The sequence below is a fragment of the Bacillus sp. FSL R5-0603 genome (assembly GCF_038050295.1).
GTDB lineage: Bacteria > Bacillota > Bacilli > Bacillales > Bacillaceae > Bacillus > Bacillus subtilis.
Genome location: NZ_JBBOYP010000001.1, coordinates 221,024 through 240,727, shown reverse-complemented (window position 1 = coordinate 240,727; position 19,704 = coordinate 221,024). Strand labels below are relative to the sequence as shown.

The following is a 19,704-nucleotide window of genomic DNA, read 5'->3' as shown; positions in this document are numbered from 1 at the left end:
CTGTTTCAATATAAATAAAGTAAAGAAGGTAAAAATTCATTCTGATAGAAGGAGGTATTTCTTACCATGCAAAAGCTTTCAGAAGACATGAAACAAACCATTATGGACATCTTCGAGCATCTGCACGCGAACCCTGAAGTCAGCTGGAAGGAATATGAGACAACTTCATTTTTGAAACAAAAGCTTGAGGATTTAGGGTGCCGGACGCGCACGTTTTCGGACTGCACCGGGGTTGTCGGCGAAATCGGCTCAGGCTCACCTGTTGTAGCGGTACGCGCTGATATTGACGCGCTGTGGCAGGAGGTTAACGGCACATTTCGCGCCAACCATTCCTGCGGACACGATTCACATATGACAATGGCATTGGGCACGTTAATGCTGCTCAAAAAACAACCTGAGCTTCCGAAGGGCACAATCCGTTTTATCTTTCAGCCGGCAGAAGAAAAAGGCGGCGGCGCCTTGAAAATGATAGAAGAAGGCGTGCTTGATGATATCGACTATTTGTATGGCGTTCACGTCCGTCCGATCCAGGAAACACAGAACGGCCGCTGCGCTCCGTCTATTCTGCACGGATCAAGCCAGCACATTGAGGGAACGATCATCGGGGAAGAGGCTCATGGCGCCCGTCCGCACCTCGGGAAAAACAGCATTGAAATTGCGGCATTTCTTGTACATAAGCTCGGACTCATTCATATTGACCCGCAAATCCCGCATACCGTCAAAATGACAAAGCTTCAAGCCGGCGGTGAAAGCTCTAACATCATTCCAGGAAAAGCATCGTTCAGCCTTGATTTGCGCGCACAGACCAATGAAGCCATGGAGGCGTTAATCGCCGAAACAGAAAGAGCCTGTGAAGCGGCTGCCGCGGCATTCGGCGCGAAGATCGAACTGCAAAAGGAGCACAGCCTTCCTGCGGCAACACAAAACAAAGAAGCTGAAGCGATCATGGCAGAAGCCATAACAGATATCATCGGGGCTGAGCGGCTTGATGACCCGCTTGTCACCACCGGTGGCGAGGATTTTCATTTTTACGCCGTGAAGGTGCCGAATCTGAAAACAACGATGCTCGGACTAGGCTGCGGGCTCCAGCCGGGGCTCCACCATCCGCACATGACCTTTGACAGAAATGCGATGTTCAACGGCATTCACATTTTAGCGAATGCCGTATTAAAAACTTTTCAAAAGGCTGATTCACCCGCTGCCGCTTACGTAAAATAACGCAAAAAAAGCAGCCTGACACAGGCTGCTTTTTTGATTACTTCTTCAAATCTTCAATTGAGTTGACATTTTTCATATATTGAGGAACAACAAGCCCCATCTTCACACCAGTCATACTGGTGCCAATATCATCATATTTGCCTTTATATTTAGCGGCGTATGCTTTATGGGTATTCGGCAGCCATGCGGAAAGGGATGCATCCGCACTTCCCGTTGCAATTGCAGTCCACATCGGCCCAGCCTCTACCTGAGTAAGTGTTACCTCATAGCCCAAGTCTTCTAAGACTTTGCCTATGACGTTTGTACTTGCAATCTCACTGTCCCACGCCACATAGGCAAGGTTGATTTTGTCTCCCTTCACCTTTTGAACGCCTTTTGTCCATTCGGCAATCTGATCCTTGTGTTTATTGACGTACTCAGCAGCAACTTTGGCAGGTTTCTCGCCTTCTTCCACCTTGATCATGATTTCGCCCATTTCGTCTTGCGTCCATTTAAACTGGCTCAGAAGCTTTGCGGCATTCGGCTGTTCTTTGCTGAAGCCTTTGCGTGTGATCGTATGGATTTCCTCTGCGCTGCCATAAGATTGTTTCGGATCATCGAGATATTTCAGCTTATATCTGGAGAACATCCAGTGCGGTGTCCATCCTGTAATGATAATCGGTTTCTTACGGTCGTATGACTTTTTAAGCGTAGCGGTCATCGCAGCACTTGACGCTGAAATCAATGTCCAGTCATTCAGGTCATAATCCTTCATCGCTTTGTCAGTCAGGGACATAATCCCTGAACCCGGGTCAATCCCGATGATGGTCTTATTCACTTGTTCTGCTGCGGATGCATTTTCATCGTTTTCTGAACCGCAAGCCGCAAGTGAGAGCGCCAGCATGGCGGAAACGCCGATGCCGATGATTTTTTTAAGCATCAGGCATTCCCCCTGGTTTTCTTCTTCACTTTAATATTTTGAGTAATACGGTCCAGGGTAATGGCAACGATAACGATGGCGATACCGGCCTCTACTCCGACCCCGGTTTTCAGCTGTGTAACGGCACTGTATACTTCAGAACCAAGTCCCGGTGCACCGACCATTGCGGCGATAACAACCATTGATAACGCAAGCATGATGCTCTGGTTAATTCCGGCCAAAATCGTTTTTGTCGCAAGCGGAAGCTGAACTTTAAACAAACGCTGAGCTGTTGTAGAACCGAATGCCTCAGTCGCTTCAATCAGATCCGCCGGCACTTGTTTAATACCGAGAACAGTCATGCGGATTGTCGGCGGCATCGCGAAGATAACAGATGCAACAACACCCGGTACAACACCGATGTTAAAGAAGAAAATCGCCGGCAATAGATATACGAAAGCAGGCATTGTCTGCATTAAATCAAGAATTGGCGTTACAATACGGCGAACCGTTTCTTTCTGGGACGCCCAAATTCCGATCGGAACCCCGACCACAATCGAAATAATCACAGATGTCAAAACAAGCGCCAATGTTTGCAGCATTGGGTCCCAATATCCCAAATAATCGATCAGGAGGAATCCAATCAATGTAAATAACGCAATTCCCCTTGTACTGATCCACCACGCAAGTGCGGCGAAAATAATCGTTAACAAAATAGATGGAATAAATCCAAGACCGGTGACAATTCCATTTACAAAAGCGGCCAATCCGTTTGCAATTCCGTCGAAAAATCCGCCAAACGTCATCGTAATCCAGTCAACAAAATGGTCAATGATATCTGCTAAAGGTATTCTAGGCAGTCTATCCATCTTACTTCACCTCCTGTGCAGAAGGATCTTGTGTTTGTTCGTCAGTGCCTTCAGCATTGATATACTCGTTATTGCCGGCAAGTGCGCCAATCAGCGCGCCTCTTACGACAATCCCTTTCATTCTTTGCTTCTCATCCACAACCGCAATTGGAATATTCGCATCGGACACAACGTCAAAAATCTCAGTCAGATACGTATTCTCTGGTACAGTCGTAAATTCTGTATTCAAGATGTCTTGAAGTGACAAATCAGACTCGGCCGCTTTTTTCGCATCAGACGCATAGATAACACCTAATAATTTCTTTTGTTTATCCACTGCATAAATTGAAGAAATTCCAAGGTTTTTCATCAGTGTCAATGCTACACGAGGCCCTTTATCAATCCGCACTGTTTCAGCGCGTTTCATAATGTGGCCTGCTGTGAGGACTTTAGACAAATCAACATCTTCGACGAATTTCTCAACATATTCGTTAGATGGATTCATCAGGATTTCTTCAGGCGTGCCGATTTGAACGATGTTGCCGTCCTTCATTAGGACAATTCTGTCGCCGATCCGCAACGCTTCGTCCAAGTCGTGCGTAATAAAGATAATTGTTTTTCCGACATTATCGTGAAGATCAAGAAGCTCATCCTGCATATCTTTACGAATCAATGGATCGAGCGCACTGAACGCTTCGTCCATCAGAAGGATGTCCGGATCATTTGTCAACGCGCGGGCAAGGCCGACACGCTGCTGCATCCCGCCGGAAAGCTGGTCTGGATATTGGTGTTCAAATCCTTCCAGTCCAACGAGCTTAAGAGACTCAAGCGCTTTTTGCTGCCGCTCTTGTTTGTCTACACCTTGAAGTTCCAGTCCGTATTCTGTGTTTTCAAGTATCGTTCTGTGCGGGAACAGAGCGAACTTTTGGAAGACCATGCTGATTTTCTTCCGGCGGACTTCCCGGAGCTGGTCTTTAGACATATTTGTTATCATGTCACCATCAATGTAAATATTTCCGGCAGTCGGTTCAATAAGCCGGTTTAACATCCGTACTAAAGTTGATTTACCGCTCCCTGATAGACCCATGATGACAAATATCTCACCATCATATACTTCAAAATCTGCCTGATTAACACCAACGGTTGATCCGGTTGCTTTCAGGATCTCTTTTTTTGTCTTTCCGTTGGCAAGCATTTGAACTGCCTTCTTTGTTTGTTTCCCAAAAATCTTAGAGACTTTCTCGACTTTTATCTTAATTGGTTTCTCATCTACACTCATATTTTCCCTCCATATTAAGCAATCTTTATTACCGTAACATTTATGTAACTTCCCACACAAACAGCATATTCTCTTTTATTCTGTACCATTTCTTTATAAACATCCATGTGACCACATGATCTTATTTATGCTTCTAAATGCTCTGTAATCCTCCTATATGATTGTATTTTACGGGTGATTTTTCGCCTATCTTTAGTTGAAAACGCTTTTATTGGAATTGAATTCCTCCTTCCTCTTATGACTTCCTGCTCCTTTACTGGAAAAATAAGTTGCTTTTCCAACACCCATTATGTATTATAGTTTCATGACTATGAAACAAACAGATGATCAAATCAGAGCGCAAATTTTTAAAGCACTGTCTGATGAATCAAGGCTTGCCATTATTCGTACGCTTTATGTCAGCGGAAAAGAACTCAGCTGCGGTGAAGTAGGTGAAAAGTGCAATATTGTCAAAACCACGGCATCTTATCATTTTAAAACGCTGCGTGAAGCGGGGTTGACGGCAACCCGGAAAGATTCGCGGACAAAATACGTCAGTCTGCGTGAAGACACATTTCAAACTTACCTGCCTGGCTTTTTGGAAACCCTCTAACAAAGGGTTTTCTCTATACATATCTGTTTCATAGTTTCAAAGTTATAAAACAATAGGAGTGATAAAATTTGAATCGCATTTGGCTTTTCTTCAGTGTCATGTTTGTCATTGGCACGGATACCTTTTTGCTTTCGCCGCTTCTCCCCCTTTTACAGAATCAGTTTCATGTCTCTACTGATTTGTCAGGCTGGATGGTCAGTGCTTATGCACTCGGTTATGCGCTCTTCGCTTTCATTGCAGGCCCAATCTCAGACCGGCTGAACAGGAAAACAGTCATGCTGTGGGGACTTGCAGGCTTTATCGTATCCACGTTTTTATGCGGCATCGCTCCCTCTTTTGCCGCCATGTGCCTGTTCCGTTTTGCCGCAGGCGTTAGCGCTGCGTTTGTGACGCCTCAAATTTGGGCGTCCATCCCAGTCATTGTCCACCCTTCTCAGATCATAAAAGGCATGGGGATTGCGACAGCAGGTTTGGCCGCTTCACAAATGCTCGGACTTCCTATTGGAGGGTTTCTCGCTTCCTTTACATGGCATACGCCATTTTTCATTTTGTCAGCGTGCTCGCTTATTCTTCTATTGATCCTGGCGGCGGTCATGCCTGATATCCGGCCTTCTGAACCATTGGCGCGCCCATCAATTGTCAACCCCTATCGGGAGCTTTTTTCATTGCCGAAAACATCGGTTATTCTGCTTGCCTATTTTCTGTTTCAAACCGGAAACTTCGCTTCGTTCAGCTTTCTGGGTGCTTGGCTTTCCGCGGATTATCATTTAACCGTGTCACAAATTGGCGCAGCTATGCTTGTACTCGGACTGGGAAATATGCTCGGGAGCCTTATCGGCAGCCGGGTTTCAGAAAAGCTGGGCGTGTTTAAAACACTGATCAGCGGGATGCTGCTAATGGGCGCTCTCTATTTCGCTCTTCCGTTCTTTCCAAACTTGTTTTTAGTAGAAGCCAGCTTTTTTCTCACGTTTTTTACAGCTGGCATCATCTTTCCGTTAATGATGGGTGTCTTTCAATCCATTGCACCAAATACGCGAGGAACCATCGCTTCCCTTTCCAATGCCGCTATGTATGCCGGAACCACTGTCGGTACAAGTATTGCAGGTTTTTTATATCAAAGCACACAGCATTTCGGAGCTGTCACAGGATTTACTGCCATTCTGTTCATACTTTCTATGACGCTCTACCAGGCAATCAGTAAAACCGGGAAACGCCAATCCGCAGCCCGGGCGCAATTGTAAAAAAAGCACCTCATTCAAGAGGTGCCTGAGATTGTTGACAAAATCCTAAAATGGTTTTCATTTTAGGATTTTGTCATCTTTTCAGCGTGATTGAAAACCCTTGAGGTCTAGGAAGGACGAGCATAGGAGCGGACATTCACAGGATGTGATGACGACGGCGTTTAGGCAGGACGCCTGAGAATTTAGCCGTTGATCCACTTCGCATTGAGCACCGAAGCGCAGTCCTGACAACGAATGCGAGGGTTTGTCGACACGCTGAAAGCACCTCTTTTAAGAGGTGCTTTTCCTATTCTAGCTCAGTTTGTTTCGTTTCTTTCCCCATAATCAAAATACAGGCAACCGCGAGTAAGATTGCAATGCAAAAGATTGAAAAGATGACCGAAAACGAAATATGACGGGCTGCGAGCGTCCCGACGAGCAAAGGCCCGAAGATACCGCCGATTCTTCCAAACGCCGCTGTTGTTCCTGAACCTGTTGCTCGAATCGCAGTCGGGTATTGCTCCGGAGTATAAGCATACAGCACGCCCCACGCACCGAGATTGAAAAACGATAACAGCATTCCAGCCGTAAGCAGAAGACTTAAGGAATCCGCTGTTCCGAAGAAATAGGCGCTTCCTGCTGTGCCAATCAAGTAAATGACGAGTATCCACTTCCGGCCCGCTTTTTCAATCAGCCATGCGGCAGAGAAATAGCCCGGCAGCTGAGCAAGCGTCATCAGCAGGACATATTCAAAGCTTTGAATCATGCTGAAGCCTTTCAGCAGCATGACACTCGGGAGCCATAGGAACATGCCGTAATAAGAAAACACCACACAGAACCAAACGATCGACAGCATTACGGTCGGCCGTATATACTGTCTTGCCCAGACGCTTTTTACATTCTCCCACACCGACCTCTTTTTGGCAGAAAGCGATTCATATTTCGGCGAATCAGGCAGACTCGTCCGCAGGTACAGCGCATAAAAAGCAGTCAGCGCAGTTAACAGAAGGGCAGCCTGCCAGCCGAAGCTTGGTATCACAAAGTAAGAAATCAAGGCCGCTGCGAGCCAGCCCACGGCCCAAAAGCTTTCCAAAAGCACAATCACTCTGCCTCGCTTTTCAGGCACAACCGCTTCCGAAACGAGTGTTGAAGCGACTGGAAGCTCGCCGCCAAGTCCCATACCAATCACGAAACGAAGGATTAGAAATGCCGATAAGCTCGTCACAAAAGCGGAAATGCCGCTTCCGATGGAAAAGCATAAAAGGGTGATGATAAACACTTTTTTGCGGCCGATTCGATCAGCAAGCAAACCAAACAAAAACGCACCCGCAGCCATGCCGATGGAATTGACGCTTCCGATCCATTTCATTTCCTCGGGCGACAGATTCCACTCTACATGGAGCGCGGCGATAATAAACGATAATATTCCGACATCCATTGCATCAAACAGCCACCCCAAACCGGCGACGCCCAGCAGTTTACGCTGGGATATAGGCTGTTGTTTTCCCATTGCCAACACCTCTGATATGCAAAATGATTACCGTTTAAGTTTACACCTGTCTTTACACATTGTCATTAACTAAATGATGTAATTGAAAAACCCCGCTTATGTTCCACAAGCGGGGTTTTTATTATTGCTGCAATGCTGCTTTTTTAATATTATCCTGAAGCTGTGCAATTCGTTTCGCGCCGTCTTCGCGGAGGCGTTTGTTTTCTTCCTCGATTTGTTTTGTTTCCTGCATGCCGCTGACAATCGTGTTCCAAGACGATTCGATCGTTTCAATATCTATGCTCGGTCTGCCGGCCATTCTGGCAATTTCAACACTTTGGCTCGAGATGTTTTCAGCATTTCGTTTCAGCATCTCGTTTGTCCGGCGGTCAAGCTCGCTCATGGAATCAGCCACAAGCTTTTGCCGCTTTACCGTAACAGCCTGAATAATGCCGTTTTTGAAAATCGGAATGGTAATGATAAACGCGGAGTTGATTTTCCCGATCAGCTTTGCATTTCCTCGCTGCAGGAGACGGATTTGAGGTGCGGTTTGAAGCGCCACCATCCGTGCCATGTCAAGATCATACACCCGTTCCTCAAGCGCCTGAATGCCGTTGCGCAATGTATCGAGCTGCATTTGCGCCAGCTGGTTTCCGCTTGCCGCTTTTTCCTCATATGAAGGAAGGATCGACTGCATCTCTTCCAGTTTCATCTGCCCGGCAACGACGTATTTTTCAAGCTCCATATAGTATTTGATATTGTTTTCATACATTTCATCGAGCGTGTAGTTCGTCTTCGTCATCTCATCTTTGTATTTTGAAATCTCAACGTGGATTTTTTCAATCTCTCCGCCAAGCGTCTGATACTTTTTAAAGATTTTTTCAATCATGCTGCCGCCGCGTTTGAAAATTTTCGCCATTAATCCCTTTGGCTCATCAAAATCATTTTTGTCAAAGCGGTCCATGATTTTCCCAAGCTGAGTCAGCATTGTGCCGGAGTCTGTCACGCTTGTTGTTTTCATCATCCCCAAGATGCGGTCAGAGAACTTGGATATTTCAACGGCCGGCTCCTTGCCGTATTCAAGCAGCTCCATTTGGTTTTTGACGTCAATTTGTTGAGCAAGCCGCTTCACTTCTGGTTCCTGACGGAGCTGAAGACGGATATCGTCAGCTTTTTGCTGGGAAATCTCTTCATTTTTATTGAGAACAAGCGGATTTTGATTTTCTGTTGTCATGCTTTTCTTATCTCCTTATTTTTGGGTAATGGTTCTGAAGAGCCTTTTTACAAGCGAAGGCTCTTTGTAGTCCTGCTGAAACACCATGTCATCCAGCCAGTGGATATCATACTGGTCCTCTTCAATAAACTGCTCAATATCCTGGTGTCCGGGCGGATTATAAATGATAATATCGATTCCGATTTCATTCAGGAACAGCAGGGCGGCAGCATCCGAACGCGTGAGTCCGCCGCTCATTTCCGTATGATATAAAACGAGTTTCGGAACGGTTTGCGCATAGTCGAACATTTGAATCAATTTCAGCAGATTAGCAGGCAGGTTTGTTGTTTGTTTAAACAAATAGATTTGAACATCCTTGACTTGTTCCTGATGCAAAGCTTTAAGCCGCGGGTGCCTGCACATTCTCGAAATCGTTTTGGCAATGGCAGTCTGAACGCCCGCCGGCAGCTGTTTGTACTGCCACACATTGCTTGCCATCAGCTTGTCCGGATCAATGTTCCCTTCTTGATCAAGTGCGTGGCTGTAGTGAAATTGATAGTTCGACTTTATTTCTTCTGTAAATGGAAAGCTTCTGACCATTTCTGTTTCCTGATAATCCGCTAGAGTATGAAGCCTGTTCCAATATTCCTTATTGTCTTTCGACACGCCCATAATTTTGGCGAATACATTCGGAATCTCAATGGAATGTTTATCTGCTTTGAAATTCGGCCGAATAAAGGCGCGTTCTTTCGTGATTAAAAACAATTCATCATAGGTCGTTTTCAGCGTAACGGACACCGGTGTGTGATCTCTGAACTGCCACGGCTTATACAGCATGGATTCCTCGTGATTCAGCACATGTTCAATTTCCTTTGTTGAGCGGTAAGCCACTGTTGATTTCCGGTCTGGTTTTTCTTTCGGAAACGGCTGAAGCTCCGAAACATCCGGGAGCTTTTCCGTAAAACTGAGCTCCTGCTTCGGGTCGACAAGCGCCAGCTGATCGGTTCCCGCCGGATGGAACAGCAGTACATCACAGCCGACCAGCATCAGATAATATAAGAAATAGAGCTGGCTTTTCGTCGCATCTCCATACCAAACAACCTTCGGCATCTCCCGCTCTATATCGGTTTTTTCCAGCCAAGGGTTCAGATGGTTTAAGGAAAACTTCGAGACATCAAGCAGCACTCTGCGAAAATCAGGATGATTCAGCCCCTTTTCATGACTGTCCGCAAAGGTATGTAAAAGCGTCATCAGCGCTTTTCTTAAATGACGGTGCATCAAGGGATTTGAGTGCTTCGCAATCAGCTTTTCCCCGTCCAGAAAGGCAACAAAACGGCTGACTGACAGCCCTTTTTCTTTCTGATTGATGGAATGAATATGCTGAAGCTTTTGAAATGTTTCCGGTTCGATTGTTTTATCAAGCGTTTCACTCAAAATCGTTATGCGGTCGTTTACAGACAGCTCATATAGCTCGTTATAGTAGTCCGTCTCATCAATAGGCGTGCCCAATATCTGACCGGCAAGACGAGAAAAAGAAAGGCCTTGTGCAGTTTCATAGTGATCCCGCTCCGGCAATGGCTGAAACAGCAGGCTTTTCCAATCCCCATCAGCCGGAAGTGCTTTATGAATGGTTAGTTCTTCTTGTCTCATCATATCCTCCTTTCCGGTTTGTCATTGAACGATATTTCGGTAACAAAAAAGGAAGGACATTGAACCTCCCTCCTTGTTTTGTTTTATTCTTCTTTTGAAGCGGCTGTTTGTTCGCGCACCTGCTTTTGTTTATTGATGTAGTGAATGATCAATGTTACCGCAAATGCAGCGATAATGATGATGAAGAATACAGAGTGCGGCATTTCGTAATGGAAAGCGCTCCCCGCCATTTTCAACGCGATAATGCCGATTAACACGAATGCTGTGTTTTCCAGCTCAGGAATTTTATCAATCAGCACAAGGAACACTTTTGCCACTGTACGCATCATTAAAATACCAAGCATACCGCCGATCAGAAGCACCCATACTTTTTCAGATACTGCAAACGCGGCCAGGATGCTGTCCACAGAGAAGGCAAGATCCATTAATTCTACTGAAATGACAGTCGCCCAGAAGATCCCGAACGTGCGGACCATCCAAGAGTTTTTCTTCATGCCGTCCGCTTCCTCTTCTTTTTCGCCTATCCAGAAGTGCTTAATGACGAGCCAAGCCAGGTAAAGCGCGCCAAGCACCTTGATCCACCAGAATTTAATGAGAAGCATACCGAGCCCGATGAAAATAAACCTGAAAATATAAGCTCCAAACAAACCATACGTTAACGCTTTTTTCCGCTGTTTTTCCGGCAGGTGTTTAACCATGACCGCAAGAACAAGCGCGTTATCGGCCGATAAAAGGCCTTCCAAAACAACAAGGGAACCGATCAAACCCCAGGAAACAGGATCAGTCAGAACTTCCCCCCACATTTTCCAATCGAAAAATGAAGCATACGTAGACAAAATATGATGTAAAAAGTCCAAGTTTTTTCCTCCTATTAATTTGAAACGGTGACTTCTCTATTTGTCACTCGCTTACACTTGCAAACCGTAATTCCGGCACAATGCAGCCAGCCCGCCGGAAAATCCGCTGCCGATCGCATTGAATTTCCACTCGCCGCCGTGTCTGTAAAGCTCACAAACGACAACAGCTGTTTCAATGGAGAAGTCTTCTCCCAAATCGAAGCGAAGAAGCTCATTCTGCGTTTCTTCATCCACAACGCGGACAAATGCATTGGAAACTTGTCCAAAGTTTTGGATGCGTGCTTCAGCGTCGTGAATGGTCACTGTGATGCCGATTTTCTCAATGTGAGCAGGGATTTTTGAGAAATCAACGATAATCTGCTCATCATCTCCGTCGCCCTCACCCGTGCGGTTGTCACCCGTATGGATGACACCGCCGCTCGGATGTTCAAGGTTATTATAGAAGACGAAATCGAGATCATTTACGCAGTTATCATGCGCATCAACTAAAAAGGCCGAAGCATCCAGGTCAAAATCGTGTCCGCCGGAGTACTTGTTTGTATCCCAGCCTAAGCCGATCACCGCTTTTGTCAGTCCCGGATTTGTTTTTGTTAAATCAATGCGCTGTCCTTTTGATAATTGAATGGCCATACTGCCTCTCTCCTTTCTGCTCTTCGTATTTGTCTTAACCGACTTGCAAACCGTAGTCTGTTGCAATGCGGGCAAGGCCGCCTTGGTAGCCTGAGCCGATTGCGGAGAATTTCCACTCGCCGTTATGTCTGTAAAGCTCCCCTGCAATGATTGCCGTTTCAATAGAGAAATCTTCTGCAAGATCGTAACGGATGAGCTCTTCATTTGTTTCTTCATTTACGATGCGGACAAACGCGTTTGATACTTGTCCAAAGTTTTGGCTGCGCGCCTCTGCTTCGTGAATGGTGATAACAAATGAGATTTTATCAATGTTTGCCGGTACAGCGCTGAGATTTACTTTTACATTCTCATCGTCGCCTTCGCCAGCACCAGTCAGGTTGTCGCCTGAATGAACGACTGAACCGTTGCCGCCTTCAAGCTGGTTGTAGAAAATAAAGTCGTTTGGAGATGCGCATTTGCCTGCAGCGTCTAACAGAAACACACTTGAGTCAAGATCAAAGTCGTGCCCGCCGTCATACTTGTTCGTATCCCAGCCTAAACCGACAACAACCTTTGAAAGACCCGGATTTGTTTTTGTTAAATCTACTTTTTGTCCTTTTGCTAATGAAATTGTCATGTTTCATCCACTCCTTTTCTTTTATACGTATCTGCTGATAATATCTTCTAATCTCGTATCGTTCGTGCCTTCACCAACCGCTGCAAACTTCCACTCACTGCCGCTGCGGTAGATTTCTGCTGTAATCAGGCTTGTTCTGCCGGCGTAATTGTCTCTCAAATTGTACTTGAGCATTTCTTCATGATGAGATTGATCAACTACGCGGATAAACGCATTTTGAATCATGCCGAAATCTTGTTTTCTTCTGACACAATCGTAAATGTTTACTACAAATACAAGCTTATCGATGTTTGCAGGCACTTTATCTAAATCTATCATAATTTGCTCGTCATCGCCCGCACCGTCACCCGTCAGGTTGTCGCCTGTATGCTGTACACCGCCGCAGCGGCTTTTCAGGTTGCCGAAATAAATCAGGTTTTTCTTATCGGTGAATTTTCCGTTTTCCAGCATCAGCACTGAAGCGTCACAGTCGATATTCGGACCGCCTCCGCCAAGCAGTTTGCTGAAGAATCCTCCGCCTGAGGACACTGGGTCCCAGCCGAGACCGACCATCAATTTTGACAGACCGGCTTTTCCTTTTGTTAAATCAATTCGTTGACCTTTTTCTAAAGAAATTGCCACACGATTCACTCCTACTCATCAAAATGTGAAGATAGTCACATTTATTTTTACGCTCACAAGGAAAATAAGCCGTAAATTACTAATATATACGTTTGTTATTATATCAAAGTTTCGTAAAAGTTAAGAATAATTGACGAAAAACCTCGAAAAAAAACTTCCATATTTGATATATGATTTGCAAATGCTATAAAGTGCGCTTCTTAAACAAACCATTTGACGCGGGCAAGTCATTTTGCCTATTCTTGTGTCACCATCTAAAAACAGACAGAAAGGAAGCGGCCTTTTGATTCATTTAAGCATACTTGATCAGGCACCTGTTTCTAAAGGAGAAAGCCCTGTGACAACTCTTCAGCATTCGGTTGAGCTTGCCCAATTAAGCGAAGAGTGGGGCTATAAGCGTTATTGGTTTGCCGAGCATCACAGCACGAAAGGACTGGCAAGCACAGCGCCTGAAATCATGATCGCCCGCATCGCAGCACAGACAAACACCATTCGTGTCGGATCAGGCGGCGTGCTTCTGCCCCAATACAGCCCATTTAAAGTGGCTGAAACCTTTCGCCAGCTTGAGGCCCTGTATCCAAACCGGATTGACCTCGGCGTCGGTCGTTCCCCCGGCGGCACGACAAAAACCAGGCTTGCATTAACGGACGGGGTGAAAAAAAGCTTAACCGAATTTAACAGACAGCTGCAGGATGTCTCTTATTTTCTAACAGATTCCCTTCCTCCAGACCATCCGTATGCCGGAATCAAAGCGGCGCCCCTTATTGGTACGGCACCCGAGCTATGGGTGCTCGGTCTTGGTGAAAACAGCGCAAGACGCGCGGCGCACCAGGGGATTGGATATGTATTTGGGCATTTCATTAATCCCGAGCGAGGAGAAAATGCATTCCGCATCTACCGGGAAAGCTTTCGGCCCTCAGCCCATTTTTCGAATCCGTCCGCACTGTTTACGATTTTTGTCATTTGCGCAAAAACAGATGAAGAGGCAGAAGAACTCGCATTAAGCCAGGATTTGTGGCTTCTTCGCGTCGGAAAAGGCTTGGACAGCCGCGTGCCAAGCATCGAGGAGGCGAAAGCCTTTCCCTACACAGCGTCCGATAAAAAACTCATAGAAGAAAACAGAAAGCGGATGGTGATCGGTTCTCCAACCACTGTCAAACAACAGCTGTTAGACCTCACAGGCCGCTACGAAACAAATGAAATCATGGTTCTGTGCAATGTGTTTGATTTTGAGGCGAAAAAAAAATCTTATGAGCGCCTTGCCGGATTGTTTCTATAAAAAAAGCAGTTTTCCCTAGGGAAAACTGCTTTTCATGTTATCGGCGCCTTTTTTTGCGCTGAGCTTCTTTTTTGATAAACGTCCAAACTCCCTGAACTGCAAATCCGATTAATAGCAAAACGATCAATAGAAGGGTAATAGACGGACCTGGCGGCGTCCCGAGCTGATAGGATGATGTCAGTCCCGTAAATACGCTGAATAATGAAATGAGTATGGCTGTAATGAAAACCATGTTAAAGCCTTTTGCAATTCTGATGGCGAAGGCTGCCGGCAATACGAGCAGGGCCGATACAAGAAGGACCCCGATGATCGGAATAATGACTGAAATCGCAAGGCCTGTGACAATACTGAATGACAACGAGAGAACGTTTGTATTGATTCCCGATGTTTTGGCTGTTGCTTCATCAAACGTCAGCAGGTAGAGCGGCCTTCTCAGTACGATAAAATAAAGCAGGATCAGCAGTGTGATAATACTGATAATATAGACCTGCTGCTGGTTTACTGTCACAAGCGATCCAAATAGGTATTGATCGATGCTCATATTGGCTGTGCCTTTGGAAAGGCTGATTAAAAACATCGCGAAGGACAAACCAGCTGCCATTAAGATGGCAATGGACACTTCTGAATAAGTCCGATACGCCCGCCGCATGTATTCAATTCCGATCGCGCCGATGGTCACGACGACTATGCTTGCTGCGGTTATATTGGTGCTGAGAAAAAAGCCGATGGCAACACCTGACAATGAGATATGTGAAAGTGTGTCAGCCATTAAGGCCTGTCTTCTGAGAACGAGATACACTCCTAGTATCGGAGCCATGACGGCGATCATGCCGCCTGCTAGAAAAGCTCGTCGCATGAATTCCAAGTCAAACATTTCCATCCGCCTTTTTCTCCTCTCTCTAATCGAATCACTTTATCTAAAAATTGCTGTACTTCGTTTTGTTCGTGAGTAACCATCACAACTGTGCGATTGTGATTTTTCACGAGGTGATGCATAAATTCGTAAAATCCTTTTCTGCTGTCGTAATCAACAGCTGTCGTCGGTTCGTCCAGCATCAGCAGATCCGGGTTGCTGGCGAGCATTCTGGCGATACAGATTTTCTGTTTCTGTCCGCCTGATAAATCACCGATTTTACGATGGCGGAGCTCCCACATTTCCACCATTTTCAGTGCTTTTTCTACTTCAAGATGATCTTCTTCATTTAAACGTTTAAACCATTTCCCTTTTGTATAGCGGCCTGACTGAACAAGCTCCAGCACCGTGCTCGGAAAGCCGGCATTAAATGAAGAAATTTGCTGCGGGACGTACCCTATGGTCAGGCGTTTCCCTTCTGTATTCCTTTTACTGATCGTCACTGTGCCTTCCCACGGTTTCAGCATGCCGAGCATTACCTTTATGAGCGTCGATTTAGAGGCGCCGTTTGGCCCAGTGATGCCGACGAACTCACCGCTTTCAATATCAAGTGATACTTTATCTAAAACAGGCGTATGGGAATAGCCGAAAACGATATCTTTCAATGAGACGAGATTCATGTTAATCTTCCTTTCTCACAAAGAAATAGTGTGCACCCTCCGGCGCACACTATCTTATGATTTAACCAATAGTGAATCTTTCAGGGCATCGAGGTTTTGTTTCATAATGTCGATATACCCTAAACCTTTATCCTGTTCTTCTTTGCTCAAGCCTTCCAGTGTATTCAGCACTTCTGTCTTCGCGCCGATTTCACTGGCGAGCGTATCTGCGACCTTTGAGGATGCAATTTCTTCAAAGTAAATGACTTTTACATTATGTTCTTTGGCATATGTTTTCAGCTTTGCCAAACTGGCTGCGCTCGGTTCTTGGTCAGGTGAAAGCCCTGCAATCGGAACCTGCTTCAAGCCGTATTCTTTTGCCAGATAGCTAAAAGCTGTATGCTGTGTGATAAATTCTTTTTTCTCCGCTTTTTTTGCGGTTGTACGATATAGTTTATCAAGATCCTGCAGTTTTGCAATATATTCTTTACTATTTTTCTCATAGTATTCTTTGTTATCCGGGTCCTGCTTCACGATTTGCGCCGTAATATTTTTAACTTCCTTCTGTGCCAGAACAGGGCTGAGCCATACGTGAGGGTCCATTGCATGACTGTGCTCATGCTCCCCATGATCATGCTCTTCGTGTTCTTCTTCAGAGCCTTCCATTAAATCAATGCCTTTGCTTGCATTAACGAAAACGGCATGGCCTTGGCCCATGCTTTTTTCAGTTGATGGAACCCATGTCTCCATGTATTCACTATTATAAACGAACAAATCAGCATCCTGAATGTTGGCAATGTCTTTCGGCGTCGGTTCCCAATCATGCGGTTCAACGGAAGATGGGATTAACAGATCCACATCGCCTTTGTCTTTTACAATTTGTTTTGTGAATTCATACATCGGGTAGAACGTTGTGACAACGTGCAGTTTATCACCCTTTGAATCCGCCGACCCTTTTGTTGATGAGTTGCCGCATGCTGCAACTAATAAAAAGCACGCTGCAATCACAAACAAACCGCTCCATTTTTTAAACATATCGTATATCCCCTCTTTTTCAGTAACTTTAAATCAAAATGATAACGATTTTGTAATCCTATATCATAATAAACCGAAGTCATTACGTTTTGCAAGAATAAATTTCATTTTCATTTATTCTTCCCGCCTGTAGAGCGAATATATGTACTAAAAAAACCCGGCTAAGAATGCCGGGCTACTTCAATCATTAGTTTGTTTTGTCCAGAAGATAGACCCTGCTCTCATAAGGCCGGAACACCATTTCGTCAGCAAGATCATCGTTGTTATAATTTCTGAGAAGCAGTGAGGCCTGAGCTTTGCCGCAGTTCTTAGGCCACTGAAAAACAGCCTGCTCTTTTGAAAAATTATTGACCGACAAAAGCTGCTGTTTACTGTTTTCTCTCATGTATACAAACAACTGCGGATCGTCCGGAAGCAAAAGATCAAAGCTCCCTTTCATGAGGTCAGCATACTGCTTTCTCAGGCTGATCAGCTTTTTGTAATAGATTAAGACAGAATCAGGATCTCCCTGCGCTTCCTCCACATTGATTGCGGTGAAGTTCGGATTGACCTTCAACCAAGGCGTGCCGTCAGTAAATCCGGCATTTTTGCCGCTGTTCCACTGCATCGGGGTCCGGGCGTGATCCCGGCTTTTGGCTAAGATCGATCTCATTACATCATTTGGATCATAGCCTTTTTCAAACACCCGTTTATGATACATATTGACCGTTTGGATATCTTTGTAGTCTTCAATCCGGGTAAACGGCGCGTTTGTCATCCCGATTTCTTCTCCCTGATAAATATACGGCGTGCCCTTCATAAAATAAAGTACGGCTGCCAGCATTTTCGCTGATGCTTTGCGGTATTCCCCATCGTCTCCAAATCTGGACACAATCCGGGGCTGGTCGTGGTTGCACCAAAACAATGTATTCCAGCCTTGATGTTCAAGCTTCTTTTGCCATTTTGTCAAAACCGATTTTAAATCAGAAAGCTCAAGGGGCTTCAAATCCCAATGTTCTTTTCCGGGCTGCTGATCAAGCTCCATATGCTGAAAGTGAAAAATCATATTCAGCTCATGCTTATCTGTTCCCGTATATTTCAGGCCTTCTTCCGGTGTGACACTGCCGACCTCTCCGACAGACATGACATCATATTGGGAAAACACTTCATCTGTCATTTCTTTTAAATAGTCATGGATTCGTTCGCCATTTGGCTGAAAAGGCTTCGGCTCTGCCTGCTGATTGATATAGTCCTCATACGAAGGAAGATATTCTTTCTTAGAAATGAGATGGAGCTGATCAATTCGCAAACCGTCGACCCCTTTATCGAGCCAAAATTTCATCATGTCATACACCGCCTGGCGAACTTCGGGATTTTCCCAGTTTAAATCAGCTTGTTTGACGGCATTCATATGGAGATAGTATTCTCCGGTGTGCTCCTCGTATTGCCAGACCGGGCAGCCATAGTCTGAGAGCCAGTCTGTCGGCGGGCCGTTCTTTGTGCCGGGACGCCAATAATAATAGCTGCGGTATTTGCTGTTTTTGTCCAGCTCCGCTTCTTTAAACCATGGATGCTCGACCGAGGTGTGATTTAACACAAAGTCCATCACCAGCTTTAATCCCCGCTGATGCACCTGGTCCAGCAGCTCGTGAAAATCGTCCATTGTTCCGTAAGAATCCATAATCGCCTTATGGTTTGTCACATCATACCCGTAATCAACATTCGGAGAAGGATAGATCGGGCAAATCCAAATCACATCTGCCCCGAGTTCCTTTATGTAGTCAAGACGGGAAATAATCCCCCGCAAATCCCCAATTCCGTCTCCATTGCTGTCCTGAAAGCTTCTCGGGTAAATTTGGTACACCACTGCATCCTTCCACCAGTCCGTTTTCATCCCGCAATCCCCCTGTTTTGTGTTCTATTCAAGCTGAGACGGATAAAGTGTCATTCCGCCGTCGACGAAAAGTGTTGTGCCGGTCACATAGCTTGCTTCCTCAGATACGAGCCAAGCTGCTGCTGCCGCCACTTCTTCAGGCTTTCCGAAGGCTTTCATCGGGATTTTTTTCAATTGTTTTTGCCTGCTCTCTTCCTTTTTCGTATCAACATTTGATTCTGTGGCAATGGTGCCGGGCGCTATCGCATTGACGCGGATTCCCTTATCCGCATAATTCAGCGCCAGCGTTTCCGTCATCATCTTGATGCCGCCTTTGGATGTGGAATACTGAACGTTTACAGGGCGCGGAATCTGCTGATGAACACTTGAGATATTCAGCACATTGCCCTTGATATTGTTTTTCATCATGTGGTTAAGTGCTGCTTTCGCTCCCAGAAAGGTTCCGGTAACATTAACATCAATCACTCTCTGCCAATCTTCAAGACTCATCTCATGCGGCATCGCCTCAACGCCGTTAAAACCGGAGTTGTTTACCATCACATCGAGCGTGCCGAAATGCTCTAAAGCTGTGTCCAAGAGCGCCTGAATCCCCTCTTCTTTTGACACGTCCGCCTCAACTGCGACGGCTTTCCCTCCGTTCTGCTTAATGATTTCCAGAGTTTCATCGGCTCCAGACGGGTCGCTGTGGTAGTTTACAACAACATTCATTTTCTCCTGTCCGAACCGTTCCGCAATGGCTTTCCCGATTCCTTTTGAAGAACCTGTCACAATCGCTGTTTTTCCGGTTAAATCTTTGTACATACTTGATATCCTCCTCTGATTTCTCACTATGCAGTGGAAAATACCCTGTTTTTCCGAGTTGAAAACAGCACAA

19 protein-coding genes are annotated in these 19,704 nt (G+C 45.5%); 4 read left to right on the top strand and 15 right to left on the bottom strand.

Annotated features, from left to right (window positions below; all coding sequences use genetic code 11):
* The first annotated feature begins 66 nt into the window (after window positions 1-66).
* Window positions 67-1,218, top strand: coding sequence for a M20 peptidase aminoacylase family protein (locus tag NYE56_RS01230; RefSeq protein ID WP_032724871.1), 1,152 nt, complete (start codon window positions 67-69; stop codon window positions 1,216-1,218).
* 37 nt (window positions 1,219-1,255) lie between these two features.
* On the opposite strand, the gene opuAC is transcribed toward NYE56_RS01230, so the two are convergent.
* The 3 genes from opuAC to opuAA are packed head-to-tail and all read right to left on the bottom strand — an operon-like array spanning window position 1,256 to window position 4,243.
* Entirely contained in the window at window positions 1,256-2,137 is an 882-nt protein-coding gene (gene opuAC, locus NYE56_RS01225; RefSeq protein ID WP_003246462.1) for a glycine/proline betaine ABC transporter substrate-binding protein OpuAC, read from the bottom strand.
* Complete coding sequence (gene opuAB / locus NYE56_RS01220) at window positions 2,137-2,985, bottom strand: glycine/proline betaine ABC transporter permease subunit OpuAB (protein ID WP_326210724.1); 849 nt, start codon at window positions 2,983-2,985, stop codon at window positions 2,137-2,139. Before opuAB ends, opuAC begins: the two co-directional genes overlap by 1 nt.
* 1 nt (window position 2,986) lies before the next feature.
* The gene (opuAA, locus tag NYE56_RS01215; RefSeq protein WP_268555829.1) at window positions 2,987-4,243 is read right to left on the bottom strand and encodes a glycine/proline betaine ABC transporter ATP-binding protein OpuAA; all 1,257 of its coding nucleotides are present in this window, start codon (window positions 4,241-4,243) and stop codon (window positions 2,987-2,989) included.
* 289 nt (window positions 4,244-4,532) lie between these two features.
* On the opposite strand from opuAA, the gene NYE56_RS01210 reads away from it, so the two are divergent.
* Both NYE56_RS01210 and NYE56_RS01205 read left to right on the top strand, forming a co-directional pair.
* A complete protein-coding gene (locus tag NYE56_RS01210; RefSeq protein WP_268555828.1) occupies window positions 4,533-4,835 on the top strand; it encodes an ArsR/SmtB family transcription factor in 303 nt (100 codons plus the stop codon).
* Between the two features lie 68 nt (window positions 4,836-4,903).
* Window positions 4,904-6,076 (top strand): MFS transporter, encoded by a 1,173-nt coding sequence (locus NYE56_RS01205; RefSeq protein ID WP_341283345.1) that lies wholly within the window; start codon window positions 4,904-4,906, stop codon window positions 6,074-6,076.
* 286 nt (window positions 6,077-6,362) lie between these two features.
* Here NYE56_RS01205 and niaP read toward each other — a convergent pair whose 3' ends face one another.
* From niaP to NYE56_RS01170, 7 genes are all read right to left on the bottom strand, one after another.
* Window positions 6,363-7,565, bottom strand: a complete 1,203-nt coding sequence (gene niaP / locus NYE56_RS01200) for a niacin permease NiaP (protein WP_015252880.1) — start codon at window positions 7,563-7,565, stop codon at window positions 6,363-6,365.
* A 121-nt stretch (window positions 7,566-7,686) separates the two neighbouring features.
* Entirely contained in the window at window positions 7,687-8,778 is a 1,092-nt protein-coding gene (locus NYE56_RS01195; protein WP_133953735.1) for a toxic anion resistance protein, read from the bottom strand.
* Window positions 8,779-8,793: 15 nt separating this feature from the next.
* Window positions 8,794-10,407, bottom strand: coding sequence for a YceG family protein (locus tag NYE56_RS01190; protein ID WP_064672035.1), 1,614 nt, complete (start codon window positions 10,405-10,407; stop codon window positions 8,794-8,796).
* Between the two features lie 83 nt (window positions 10,408-10,490).
* Window positions 10,491-11,264, bottom strand: coding sequence for a TerC family protein (locus tag NYE56_RS01185; RefSeq protein ID WP_003246458.1), 774 nt, complete (start codon window positions 11,262-11,264; stop codon window positions 10,491-10,493).
* Window positions 11,265-11,315: 51 nt separating this feature from the next.
* Window positions 11,316-11,894 carry a TerD family protein gene (locus tag NYE56_RS01180; RefSeq protein ID WP_341283344.1) on the bottom strand — a complete coding sequence of 193 codons (579 nt, stop codon included), beginning with the start codon at window positions 11,892-11,894 and terminating at the stop codon, window positions 11,316-11,318.
* Between the two features lie 34 nt (window positions 11,895-11,928).
* Window positions 11,929-12,510, bottom strand: coding sequence for a TerD family protein (locus tag NYE56_RS01175; protein WP_014475718.1), 582 nt, complete (start codon window positions 12,508-12,510; stop codon window positions 11,929-11,931).
* A gap of 21 nt (window positions 12,511-12,531) precedes the next feature.
* On the bottom strand, window positions 12,532-13,131 hold the full coding sequence (locus NYE56_RS01170; protein ID WP_014475717.1) for a TerD family protein: 600 nt from the start codon (window positions 13,129-13,131) through the stop codon (window positions 12,532-12,534).
* Between the two features lie 283 nt (window positions 13,132-13,414).
* Between NYE56_RS01170 and NYE56_RS01165 the strand changes: the two genes are divergently transcribed.
* Window positions 13,415-14,410 carry an LLM class flavin-dependent oxidoreductase gene (locus tag NYE56_RS01165; protein WP_341283343.1) on the top strand — a complete coding sequence of 332 codons (996 nt, stop codon included), beginning with the start codon at window positions 13,415-13,417 and terminating at the stop codon, window positions 14,408-14,410.
* A gap of 37 nt (window positions 14,411-14,447) precedes the next feature.
* On the opposite strand, the gene znuB is transcribed toward NYE56_RS01165, so the two are convergent.
* The 5 genes from znuB to NYE56_RS01140 form a co-directional block, all read right to left on the bottom strand.
* Complete coding sequence (znuB, locus tag NYE56_RS01160) at window positions 14,448-15,290, bottom strand: zinc ABC transporter permease ZnuB (protein ID WP_041053073.1); 843 nt, start codon at window positions 15,288-15,290, stop codon at window positions 14,448-14,450.
* A complete protein-coding gene (gene znuC, locus NYE56_RS01155) occupies window positions 15,248-15,943 on the bottom strand; it encodes a zinc ABC transporter ATP-binding protein ZnuC (protein WP_014475714.1) in 696 nt (231 codons plus the stop codon). Before znuC ends, znuB begins: the two co-directional genes overlap by 43 nt.
* Window positions 15,944-15,997: 54 nt before the next feature.
* Window positions 15,998-16,957 (bottom strand): metal ABC transporter substrate-binding protein, encoded by a 960-nt coding sequence (locus tag NYE56_RS01150; protein ID WP_335451320.1) that lies wholly within the window; start codon window positions 16,955-16,957, stop codon window positions 15,998-16,000.
* Between the two features lie 187 nt (window positions 16,958-17,144).
* The gene (locus tag NYE56_RS01145) at window positions 17,145-18,830 is read right to left on the bottom strand and encodes a glycoside hydrolase family 13 protein (protein ID WP_341283342.1); all 1,686 of its coding nucleotides are present in this window, start codon (window positions 18,828-18,830) and stop codon (window positions 17,145-17,147) included.
* Window positions 18,831-18,854: 24 nt separating this feature from the next.
* On the bottom strand, window positions 18,855-19,631 hold the full coding sequence (locus NYE56_RS01140) for an SDR family oxidoreductase (protein ID WP_015382686.1): 777 nt from the start codon (window positions 19,629-19,631) through the stop codon (window positions 18,855-18,857).
* Between the last annotated feature and the right edge of the window lie 73 nt (window positions 19,632-19,704).